The organism is Pedobacter sp. ISL-64 (assembly GCF_018613605.1).
In the GTDB taxonomy this organism is placed as follows: domain Bacteria; phylum Bacteroidota; class Bacteroidia; order Sphingobacteriales; family Sphingobacteriaceae; genus Pedobacter.
In genome coordinates this window covers 20,010-31,657 of sequence record NZ_JAGGPU010000033.1, presented here as the reverse complement: position 1 = coordinate 31,657, position 11,648 = coordinate 20,010, and the positions used below count along the sequence as shown (strand labels likewise).

7 protein-coding genes and 1 pseudogene are annotated in these 11,648 nt (G+C 42.3%); 1 reads left to right on the top strand and 7 read right to left on the bottom strand.

Translation table 11 applies throughout. The features are described from left to right. Nucleotides 1-443: 443 nt before the first annotated feature. The gene (locus J7E57_RS26410; protein WP_215126273.1) at nt 444-1,274 is read left to right on the top strand and encodes an MOSC domain-containing protein; all 831 of its coding nucleotides are present in this window, start codon (nt 444-446) and stop codon (nt 1,272-1,274) included. On the opposite strand, the gene J7E57_RS26405 is transcribed toward J7E57_RS26410, so the two are convergent. The 7 genes and pseudogenes from J7E57_RS26405 to J7E57_RS26375 all read right to left on the bottom strand — a co-directional run bounded on the left by J7E57_RS26405 (nt 1,271) and on the right by J7E57_RS26375 (nt 11,567). After that, entirely contained in the window at nt 1,271-2,755 is a 1,485-nt protein-coding gene (locus tag J7E57_RS26405) for a family 43 glycosylhydrolase (protein WP_215126271.1), read from the bottom strand. The genes J7E57_RS26410 and J7E57_RS26405 overlap by 4 nt on opposite strands. A 31-nt stretch (nt 2,756-2,786) precedes the next feature. After that, complete coding sequence (locus J7E57_RS26400) at nt 2,787-3,500, bottom strand: glycosylhydrolase-like jelly roll fold domain-containing protein (RefSeq protein ID WP_251030046.1); 714 nt, start codon at nt 3,498-3,500, stop codon at nt 2,787-2,789. Next, nucleotides 3,501-5,729 (bottom strand): annotated as a pseudogene (locus tag J7E57_RS26395) (glycosyl hydrolase); the annotation flags it as partial. It abuts the gene before it with no gap. A 320-nt stretch (nt 5,730-6,049) separates the two neighbouring features. Next, entirely contained in the window at nt 6,050-6,595 is a 546-nt protein-coding gene (locus J7E57_RS26390; protein ID WP_215126265.1) for a GNAT family N-acetyltransferase, read from the bottom strand. Nucleotides 6,596-7,104: 509 nt separating this feature from the next. Then, nucleotides 7,105-8,958: a glycoside hydrolase family 2 protein gene (locus J7E57_RS26385; RefSeq protein ID WP_215126263.1), complete on the bottom strand. Its 1,854-nt coding sequence runs from the start codon at nt 8,956-8,958 to the stop codon at nt 7,105-7,107. Nucleotides 8,959-9,440: 482 nt separating this feature from the next. Then, nucleotides 9,441-10,520: a cellulase family glycosylhydrolase gene (locus J7E57_RS26380; protein WP_215126261.1), complete on the bottom strand. Its 1,080-nt coding sequence runs from the start codon at nt 10,518-10,520 to the stop codon at nt 9,441-9,443. Nucleotides 10,521-10,535: 15 nt separating this feature from the next. After that, complete coding sequence (locus tag J7E57_RS26375) at nt 10,536-11,567, bottom strand: family 43 glycosylhydrolase (RefSeq protein ID WP_251030045.1); 1,032 nt, start codon at nt 11,565-11,567, stop codon at nt 10,536-10,538. Between the last annotated feature and the right edge of the window lie 81 nt (nt 11,568-11,648).

Here is an 11,648-nt window from a genome sequence, read left to right as displayed (position 1 = left end):
TGTAAACATAGGAGACTTGCGTTAGCCAGGGTTTTTATGTTTGATAACCAATATCGTTAAAATATGCCCCCTAAGACTAGAAAAATAAAAGGTAAAAAATATAAAAAGGAAAGGCAAAAGCTTTATATTAACAACCTGAGTTCGATAATTAAATGTCAATTTTAGCTGCTTAAACTAGGTTTTCGGTTAGAACGTTCGTCACCCTGAATTTATTTCAGGGTCTTTATTGCTAAAAAGATGCTGAAACAAATTCAGCAGGACGATGAACCTAAACATATTGCCAATAAAGGATGATTTTTATAAAATAATTATCGAACTCAGGTTAACAAGCTTAGACTCTTTCCCCAAACTCTTTACATTAACAGTATTGCTACTTTCATATTGATAGTAACAACAGCAAACATTTGACCGATAAATCAAAATGTGTTTTTTACCTTTACAACATGAACAAGTTTGTCCTTTCTGAAATCAATATTTACCCCATCAAATCATTGGAGGGCATTAGCCTTGAAAAAGCACAACTTGAAGAAAAAGGGCTCCAATATGACAGGAGATGGATGCTTGTTGACGAGGAAAGCGTGTTTATTACTCAACGGAAACATTTTGAACTGGCACTGCTGCAGGTAAATATCGCAAATGGCAAATTAACAGTTTCTCATAAAACATCACCTGAGCAAAGTATATCCTTTTCTTTGGATGAAGATACCGGAGAACAATTTTCAGTTGTAATATGGAACGATACCGCCACTGCACTTGAAGTAAATAAAGCGGTAAGCGATTGGTTTTCTGATTTCCTGAAGTTTAAAGTTAGATTGGTAAAAATGCCTTTAACTGAAAAGAGATTAGTAGATCGTGATTATGCTTCGAATAACGAAATAGTGAGTTTTGCTGATGGTTACCCTTGTTTGCTCATCGGTCAGTCTTCTCTTGATGGGCTCAATGACAAACTCGACGAACCCATTCTTATGGACCGTTTCCGCCCAAACTTTGTTTTTACAGGTGGAGCGCCTCATGTGGAGGACAGTTTTAAAGATTTTTACATCGGTGAGGTACTGTTTTCTGCGGTAAAACCATGTGCCAGATGCGTATTGATTACCATCAATCAGCAAACCGGTGAGAAAGGGCAGGAACCTTTAAGAACACTGGCCGGTTACCGCACAGCAGGCAAAAAAATCATGTTCGGGCAGAACCTACTGCATCAGCATACGGGGCTAATCCATGTTGGCGATGAATTAAAGGTAATCGATTGGAAAGACGAAAATGAATTGGCTTAATCACCTCGATTTGCCAATGGACAAACTTTTACGGATTTAAAGTTTACTTTTCCATGCTTGGCATAGAACCATAAGAAGCCTCCCTTCTGCTCTGGTGTGCGGTTAACAATACACCGCCTGCCATCAATTGAAATGTCTATAATATCACCAGTCATAATCAAATCGATCTTAATGGGCTTATTCAGTCCCGTTACGGCCCTTATTTCGGTATTTCCTAACGAAACAGTCTGCTTATTTGCTGAAAAACTTGATTTATATCCACCAGAGGCCTGTTTATCCGATCGCAGGTAAAAACCAAATTCATCATTGCTCCCTATGGGTTCTACCTCTAGCGTAAGCCTTACATTTTGCGGAATGTTTTCTAAATGGGCTGCTCCGGTTCCGTTTGGGGCATCGATCGTAATGGCATTTTCGCTGATTTTTTTGGAATACAGTCCATCAACAAAACTGATCTTCAAAGGTCGACCTGATGCAGGGATCATTTCTTCGGGAAACCGGGTTGCTAATGTACCGTTAGTAAGTTGGAGCACCTCCCTAAAGAGTGCATTACCACCAAATATCTCCCCGTTATTATCCTTGTTTTCGTGTCTGGAAGGAATCCACGAGGCAGCTATCCTTCTATCATTTTTAAAAGAGGCGGTCTTCAGTACATTAGACCAAGATTCGTTGAGCGCCTGAAATTCTGGTTCTTCCCAGGGGCCATATGGTTGTTTGGATTTTACATAATAGGTATCGCCGTTATCCCCATAAACCAGATAATACCATCCTTTCCATAAAAAATAATCGGGACACTCCGGTACCGATGACTGCCCTGTAAGCACAGGCGCTTTGAGGCTCCAGTTCTTGAGATCTTTAGATATCAGGTGAACCAAACATCCTCCTGCATGTGCCAAAACCGGGTTCTCTTGCCAGCTGGATACAAAAAGATGAAATTCTCCTGTCTTTTCATCAATAAATACCTTTGGGTCTCTAAAGTCTCTTTTACTATAACCAGCTGCATAAGAATAAAAAGGATTTGGCTGCTGTTTATTAAAATGGATGCCATCTTTACTGGTGGCATAACTGAGTTGCTCGTTTACCTTTCCATTTTCATCGATCAACCTGGTGGCATAAAAAGCATAATAGGTGTTGTGGTAAAAAGCTATCGAACCTGTACAAATAGACTTTTCCCACTCTTGATCAATGCCCAGCACAACTGGCTCTTGTTTCCACGTTTTCAGATCACTGGTAGTGCTCAGTGCCCACTGATGTCCGCCAAGACCTTTTAAACCGGCATGATGTGCAGAATCTAGCAGCCAATAGAAAGAAAATTTACCGTTCTGATAATATGGCATGCAATCGCCCACAAAAAGATTTCCTTTTGGTCTCCAATACTGCAGATTTTCTTTTTCCTGTACCTTAGGATCGTACTTCACGCCAAGTTGTGCATGGCTAACCGAAGCTGAAAGCATGAATAGGATAAAAAGTAAAAAATTTCTCATAAAATTCCGATTGTTATATTTGGTTAAATCACTATTTCTTAGCGCCTGCATTTTTTTTGAGGATCAATCTTTGTCCAATAATCCGTACCGGCCCTAAAAGCCCTGATGGTAACAAAGGTGAATCTGAGCGGTATTGTGTGGTTGTGGTAAAGGTAAGCCTGCCACTGGTACGCGGCTGGCCGTTTAACAGCCATTGCGGCCATTTATCGCCAACTACACCATCATTGGGTTTGGCTTCATCTCCTATCAAACGGTTTGGCCAAAGGTTAGCAATTTCGATGGTAAGCTCATTTTTGCCCTGTTTAACATAGCGAGAAATATCAATGCTCCAGGGGGCAGTCCACAATACACCAACTTCCCTACCATTAATGGTGATGCGGGCAAGGTTTTTTACTTTCCCCAAATCGAGATGAACCTCACCTTTAAGATTGGCGTCTTTCAAATCAAAAGTTTTATGATAGGCCGCAATCCCCGAGTAATATTTAATGCCTTCAAGTTTGTTTTTAGACCAATCTAACAGTGAATCGAATACCACTTTTTTAGGTCCTCCCCATTTCTCATCGAAATTCACCTCCCATGCTCCGTTTAGCTTAAGCAGTTCCTCAGGCTTAGTTTCAGATAAACCAGTTCCGGCTCCCTTCTGCTTTGCTTTAGAAAACACAACGAAACAACTCTGATACGGCGCAAGCGTTAACGGGATAAACGTTTTGGTTTTGGTTATCCTAAAATTTGGCGCTTGTTGCATCTTAGCCGTTGTGGCATCCCAAATCTCTGGAGCACCTTTTACCGACCTGAAAGCAGCTTTAAAGCTGATGGAACTGTCGCTGGTATTCGAAAGGAAATAAATGTCCCAATCGCTACTGGTACGATGGGTATATCTTACAGCTGCTGTGGTACTGAAATCTTCTTCCAATAATAATTTATGTAATACTTCGGCAGTCAGTTCGTACTGGGGATAAAGATGATCAGCGTGTTTTAACAGTGCATCGCCCCAGATGACTTTTCCTTTACCATAACTCCTGATTTCCTGGACTTTAGGCAACTTCCCCAGCCCTCAAATTTCGCCGGCCATCTTGTTAATCTGTTCATCGCAGGCTGGATAACCTATCAAACTCGGCGATCGCTTCGGTGGGTTGCCGATAACGGTTGCACCGTTACTGATCAATGATGAAATTTTGGTAAGCAGTTCGGGTGTCATGGTTTCACTTTCGGGAAGTACCAGTATGCGGTATCTGGCACCGCTTGGAAATACAATATACTGACTTTCTACATGGGCTTTCATAAGCTGTGCAGGCGCACAGCCATCAAAATTATAACCTCTGCGGTCGGCCAGGGTATCGCCTCTCAGCGCAGAAGAAGGGGGTACAAAAACATGCGGTGAACCTTCGGGAGTAAGATAAAGAATGTCGGCAACTGTTCTACCCTGCTGTAACAGGTACTGGCATCTGGATACATATTGATGATATGCATTTACCATAGGCCACCAGGTCTGGTTCCTATCCCAGTGTACACCATATGGCCCCATCGTTGCACCAGGTTTAAGCGAATCTGGCAAAAACTGGTTCTGAAAAGTATGGTATACAAAGCGGTTCACACCGGCGGCAAATGCCCAGTCGCCTTGATTTTTCATGCTGCCAGGATGTTGTTTCCAGCCCTCGTTATCCTGGGCTGTAAAAGCCTCGGCCGGAATAAGTGAACGGCCCATTACATGCCCGATAGAGGTGGCCTCGATAACACTATAAGTAGAATTGAAACCAAATCCCTTACTCCAGAATTCGGCCATAGGTACATCCGCCACCGCGCCTAGTCGAAGATCGGCTGTTGGGTTCATATCATAAGGTTCGATGGAAAGGGATAATCCGTGACGGTGCGCATAGGCTTTTACCTGTTCTGCGTGGTTTTTCAGGATAAGTTCCTGAGCAGTCTCTCTCAGGTCCCATAAAAAACGTTCGCTTTCTTGCAAACTGCCTACAATGTTTCCGGAATAGACAGGAAAATACTTTAGCGGATCGTAGCCCCTGCTTTTGATAAAAGCCAGCCGAAAACTGCCTGTCCAGTTCTGTGCACCCATTTCCCAGCTGTCCATATGCAGCCGCTTAAGCCCTCCGGGAATATCTTTGCTGATTTTATCTATACTACCCAACAGTTTACCCACATAGGTATCAAGATGATGGTTTAAAGCGAGCGTATCGAATTTATCGGATTCAAAACCCAGTCCCGGAACAGGTGCGGGCCTGGTAATAGCTCCATTGTTGCGGGCACCAAAGCGCATAACCGTCCATTTACCAGAAGGCGGAGTCCAGTTCAGCGAACCATCTGACGACATTTTGGAAGTGAGGTCTAAAATAGCTGATTTTTCTATGCTTTTTCCTGTCTGCGTGGCAACCGGAGCGGGAAGATACGGTTTTACCGTTCCAGAACTATAAGGTGCTCGGTAGTAAAGGGCCTTTTCATCGATATCCGCTATTTTGGTTGTTTCTCCTTCAAAAGGAAAAGCCAGTACAGCCACATCTTTATAATAAGCCATCCACTCCTTTTTAAAATCAAAGGGGAGATTGTCCTCACCGAAAAATGGTTTTTTTGGCATAGGAACCGGCAATATTATTTTCGCCTTATCGGCCGAAGAAACCACTACCTCACCGGAAACCAGATGCTGCATAGATTCCTCGGCTTTCACCCAAGGCCCACCGCTACCTGTCCATCCCGGTCCAATACCTAAAGTGATCTCGATGCCAAGCCGCCTGGCTTCTCTTTCTGCATGCGCAAAAAGACTGATCCACTGCTTGCTTAGAAAATCTACTTTGCCGCGAGGTATGCCCACATTGACTTCCAGAAAAACCAGGTTGCCAATACCGGCCTTTTTCATCGATTCGAGATCTTTGCTTATCGACCCTTTAGAAAGATTCCCATCCATAAAATACCAGTATACCCCAGGTTTATAGCTATCTTTTGGAAGCAGGAAGTTAGCCTTCATTTTACTTACACTCTGTTTTGGCACACTAATCTGTGATTTTACAACGCTGGTTGCAAAAAGGAATAAAAGCAGATAGGTATATTTATTTCTCAAAATTGCCATGGCGTTTAAAATTGACCGCTTTCATTTTCTGGTCTATCTTATATCTGGTTAAAAATCGATCTACTTTAAAATGCAGGACTACTTCAATTATAGCAACCTGCTAGTAAATCGTTTTATTAACAAATATATCATAATTCCGATCAGTTGTTTTAACCGAATTCATTTTATTTTGTGGTTTTTGATAAATATTTTTGGCTAAGGGCCAGGAGCAGATTAATCTACACCCTTGAAGTAAGCATATAGCAAAGCATACCTGGAACGCCGATATGTGTATTTTGATAATCGCTTTGCGCAATTTCAAACCCCATTTTTTCAAGTAGTTTTACAGAAGGCGGGTTATCGCTGGATGGGCAAGCAATAATGGTTTTAATGCCCATTACCTCAAATGCATACCTGAGTATACACGTAATAATCTCTACCATGATACCTTTACCCTGAAACTCAGGAAGCAACTCATATCCTAGTTCCACGGTCTCATTCCGAATATCAAAATTCCAGAGGCAGGCTGCTCCTATCATAGCGGCATCGCCCTTATAAGAAGCAACCCAGTATATAGATTCATCATTATTGATCAGGTTATCAATTTTATTGATGTACGCAACGGCTTCGTTAATATGAAGAAAGGGCGCCTTACCCGTTAAGGCAGCCACTTCAACATCCGAGCGCAATTGATAAATTACCGGAGCATCTTCCAGCGAAAGTCTGCGAAGGACCAATCTGTCGGTTTCGAGTACAGGGAAAGTGGAAAAATCGAGTTGTTTCATCTGGTTAACTTAAGGAAGAATTGGTGCGGTCAAGATTATTATCTAGCGGAAGATAACGATTTTTTCATATGAATTAAAGTTTCTCGATCAGTGCAAGGCGAATATAACTAATTACCACTTAAAGGTACTTGCTGGCAGGGAGCGTCGACCCCGACTCACAGAAGAAAGCCCCAAAGCAGCGCCTGGCTTTACCTTTTAGGTAACCAAAAGGTAAAGAAAAGGTAACCAAAGGGTTAACTTGGGGTTAACTTGGTATAGAGAAAGGGTAAACAACAGGTACAGAAGGGGTAAAGGAAATTTGCGTTTTTTTTGATTGTCTTATACAAAGTACCCTTTCGGTTGCGGACTGCATTACCCTCAATTCATGATCACAAACAGCGTAAAGGCAATACAAAACAATAAAAGAAATTACTTAAAAAACCATTAGCCCGAATGGATAAACGGGCTAATGATTTAGTGATTTACAGCACCTCATTATGCTGATAAAACAAAAAGCGTTAAATGATAAGCTATTGCTTTACCGGCATATTTATCTGATAAAGCTTATCGTGCAAAGCTTTCATCTGTGCTTCAGAAAACTTGATATCTTTTCTATCATAGGTCATCAAGCCGTTGGTTTCTACTTCAACATCGGTAGTTTGAGTATACACTCCGGCAGAAAGCCCTAATGGGATTAATTCTGCTAAACGTTTCGTAAACTGGGCGTATTTATTAAACAAATCGGTTTTGTTTTTAAAACTCTGATAGCCCCAGTTATTTTTCTGTTGCCACACGTGGCCATCAATAGGTAGGCCAAGCCCACCAAACTCGCCCAGTACAAGGGCATAGTCTTTTCCAAAATAATCAGGACTAGGCATAGCCGGATGTGGGTAATTGTGCAGGTCGATAATATCGCCAACCGGATAAAAATTACCTCCACTGGCCGTATTCACTAATCTTGAAGGATCTTTCTCTTTTGTCCATTTGGCAATTTCTACGGTTTTAAACTGGCCCCAGGCCTCATTGAAAGGTGTCCATACTACAATAGAAGGCACATTATAAAGTGCATCGATAATGGCATTCCACTCTTTTTTGTAATATCCTTCAGATTCGGTACTTCTGTTTTTATCCGATCCATGGTCTAAAATACCTGGGCGGTTTTCCCAGCCGTTACCTAGGTCGCCGCTTGGCATATCCTGCCAAACCAGCATACCTGCTTTATCGCAGTAGTAATACCAACGTGCGGGCTCTACTTTAATGTGTTCTCTGATCATATTAAAACCCATTTCTTTGGTTTTATCTATATCGAACTTTAAAGCGGCATCTGTTGGTGCAGTATAAAGCCCATCTGGCCACCAACCCTGATCTAAGGGACCATACTGGAAAACAAATTCGTTGTTTAAGAGCATACGCTGAATACCGTTCTGATCTTTGCCGATTGAGGTTTTGCGCATGGCAAAATAACTTTTCACCTCATCTATCTTTTTATTTTTAGAGATCAACTCAACTTTCAGGTCGTATAAAAATGGGTTTTTAGTATTCCAAAGTTTAGGGTTCGCAATTTTTAAACTGATTGCGCCAGTGCCATCAGCGGTCTGTTCAGCCACTTTGGTCGTACCATCCCATGCCGAAACCTTAACCTGATCGCCTGTAGCACCACCAGCTAAAAATGGGGTAACCGCCACGGTTTGCTGATCAATATCAGGCGTTATTTTAATATGATCGATATGTGTTTTGTTTACCGCCTCGATCCACACCGTTTGCCAGATACCGGTTACCGGGGTATACCAGATGCCCTCCGGCTTTTTTACCTGTTTTCCCCTTGGTTGAGGGCCTTCATCCGTCGGATCCCAAACTTCTACGGTTAAAGTCTGGTTTCCACTCTTGTTTAAAAACGGCGTAATATTAAAACTGAAAGGATCGAAACCGCCTTCATGTTTACCTACCTCTTTACCGTTGATGCTCACCGTACTTCTCCAATCAACAGCACCGAAATGAAGCAAAATTTCTTTGCCTTTCATGTTTGCAGGCATAGTAAAGCTGGTTTTGTACCACAGCAAGCTATCTTTACCTACTGTTTTGCCAACACCCGAAAGTGAAGATTCTACCGCAAAAGGCACAAGGATTTTACCCTGATTAATTGCCGGCTGTTGTGATTTTCCTGAAATGGCATAATCCCAAAGTCCGTTGAGGTTTTTCCAGTTACCAGTACGCTCAAACTGTGGCCGCGGATATTCCGGCAATACATTTTTAGGATTAACTTCCTGGGACCATGGTGAAGAGATTTTCCCTTTTACCATCGACCACGATTTGTCCTGTTGCTGTGCAGAAAGGGAAAGCGAGAGCCCCAGCAGCGAGAAAAGGATGGATACTTTTTTGTTCATTGGTTTAAATTTGTGTGTTAAAGTTGGGGTTTGGCAATGTTTTTAATTTAAGCAAGGAATAGTTTCATCCTGAGGGTTTATTTGTTTCATAAAAGTCAATATGAATTACAACAATTAATTTACGCTTAAAAAACCCCAGAGTTACCGTCATTTCAAGCGGAGTGCAACGTAGTCGAGAACCACGAAGTGCTCAGCGGAGCTAAATCTATCTAGATAGATCTCTCTCCCGAAAGTTCGGGACTGCGCTACAGTCGAGATGACGACTATTCTATTGGAGTCTGTCAATGATGGCCTATAGAAAGGTCGTCATTGCGAGGAACGAAGCAATCTTAATGCGCACGCTAATAGCGATCGTTGTAAGATTGCTTCGTCGGCTGAAAAGCCTTCTCGCAATGACGATGCCTCCTACCCTACAATTTGCTAATCTTCTGTCATTTATATTGATTTTTTATACAATAAATTATCTCCCTATTGACAATAATTTATTTGCTGTTAAGTTTTTTAATCAGGTTAACTTCATCCAGGCGGTACGGGGTGCCATCGGGCTGAAAGATTTCGTGAAACCACTCAATCGGATCAGATCCATCGGCAAGCGGGGTATCCCAGGCATATTTGGTGTTGGTTTTACCCGCAGCAAACCCCCAGTTAATGGCGCCTACATTTTCGTTTTTTAGCATCGGCAAAATGTTAGCGAAACGGCTATTGCGCGATCTGGCCATATATTCGGTACAGATTAATGGTCGGCCGCTGGCTTTTAACAGATCGATGGTTCTTTGGTGCCAGTCTGGTGCCTCATAGTTATGGTAGGTTACAATATCTGAGTTGGCCAACTGTATTTCGTTAAGTTTTTCGAAACCCCAGCTCCACAATCCGATAGAAATCGGCTGATCGGGATTAACCGACCTTGCCCAGCTAATGGTTTTGGTTAACAAAGGTATGGTGGCTTCTAACTTTCCGCTATTTCCGGGTTCATTGTACAAATCCCATAACAGAATCCTTTTATCATGTGCAAAATGGGTAAGTACATCCTTTACATATTTTTCGAGTTCAGGAAAACTGGCTTCTTCTTTAAAAGCAGGATCGCCGGGATCTTGCAACCAGCCCGAATTGTGAATACCCGTTTTAGGCTCGGGCTGTTTACCAATGGCCGAAGTTTTATTCCAGCAATCGTCGAAAAAAACAAACATAGGTTTAATACCATGTTTTTGGGTAATGGTTAAAAATTTGTCCATTCTCTTTTTAAAACCTTCAGGATCCTGACTCCAAGCTTTACTGAACAGGAATACACGCAGCGTGTTAAAACCGATTCCTTCTGCCCAGCCCAGTTCTTTATCGATCAGATCGGGTGAAAAAGTATCGGCCTGCCACATTTCTAGCTGGTTAATGGCATTGGAAGGAATGTAGTTGGCGCCTGTTAACCATTTATGTTCTTTGTACCAGGCATTGGCTTTTTCTATCGACCAAACCTTTGCAGGTTCAGCATTTTTTTTTGTTTTTTGTGCAAAACCCAAGCTAATGTTAAAGCTCAAGACAGCAAGTAGCGCGTAGTTTTTTAAGTTCATATCGGTATATCTGATTTAGTTTTTATTACGGTTAGCTGGTGATGTTATACTCAATCCGGCTTTTACCGGAGTTCCAAAATTTGGTGTACCATCGGCATTCCAGCTGAACTTTTGGGCCCGGGGCGAGCGGAAACCTCCGCAGCCCTGGCCCGGTTTATCATTGGCGTGATATAGGATCCAATCTTCTTTTCCATCCGGCGAAGAAAAAAATGAATTATGGCCCGGCGCATAAACGCCCTCTTTTGGCGATTGCTGAAAAACAGGTTGATCGGATTTTGTCCAGGAAGCAGGGTCGAGCAGATTGCTTTTAGCCGAAGCTGAAAGCATCCCCAAAGCATAAAAATCTGTCCAACAGCCACTGGCCGAATAAATGACAAATATGTTATCACCATGCGGCAAAAACTGAGGCCCTTCGTTTACATCCACGTGCGCTCCTCCGCCAAGGTCTCCGATTTTTTCCCAGCTAAATTTGGGTGTAGAAATCTTCACCCGTTTATCCGCTACTGTCCAGGGGTTTTTAAGTTTGACGATGAAAATTTCCTGCCTGCCGTTTTCATCTCCCTCCCATCCAGACCAGATCATATACAACTGGCCTTTAAAATCGATCACATCTCCATCTATGGCCCATTTATCAGTCGGATCGGTAATTTTGCCTTTAAATACCCACTCGCCTTTCATCGGATCGGCCGAAGCATTTTCCAAAACGTACATGCGGTGGTTTTCATTCCTCCCATCATCGGCTGCAAAATAAGCGTACCATTTGTCCCTTAAAAACATCACTTCTGGGGCCCAGATTTCTTTACTATACATGGTTCCTGCAGGTGCACGCCAAATGGTTTTCCGCTCCGCATCTTTTAAGCCATCCAGGGTTTTGGTTTTCCAAAGATCTACACGGTTTCCTGTAGTATGGGTATAGTAATAATAACCATCTTTATAAAAGCTATATGGATCGGCACCCGATGGCAATAAAGGATTGGTAAATGTTTGTGCATGTAAACCTGTTACGTGTAACAGGCACAAAACGACAAACAGATATCTTATTTTCAAAGCATTCATTTTAAATCTTTACGTCTTTTATGTTTTTGATCAACGGCATTCGTCAATCTTTAAAAAAAGCGATTTATCTTC

Excerpts from the sequence above, each read along its gene's own strand:
- J7E57_RS26410 (WP_215126273.1), top strand. The coding sequence starts at position 444 with ATGAACAAGTTTGTCCTTTCTGAAATCAATATTTACCCCATCAAATCA.
- J7E57_RS26380 (WP_215126261.1), bottom strand. The coding sequence starts at position 10,520 with ATGAACTTAAAAAACTACGCGCTACTTGCTGTCTTGAGCTTTAACATT.
- J7E57_RS26390 (WP_215126265.1), bottom strand. The coding sequence starts at position 6,595 with ATGAAACAACTCGATTTTTCCACTTTCCCTGTACTCGAAACCGACAGA.
- J7E57_RS26405 (WP_215126271.1), bottom strand. The coding sequence starts at position 2,755 with ATGAGAAATTTTTTACTTTTTATCCTATTCATGCTTTCAGCTTCGGTT.
- J7E57_RS26385 (WP_215126263.1), bottom strand. The coding sequence starts at position 8,958 with ATGAACAAAAAAGTATCCATCCTTTTCTCGCTGCTGGGGCTCTCGCTT.
- J7E57_RS26400 (WP_251030046.1), bottom strand. The coding sequence starts at position 3,500 with ATGCAACAAGCGCCAAATTTTAGGATAACCAAAACCAAAACGTTTATC.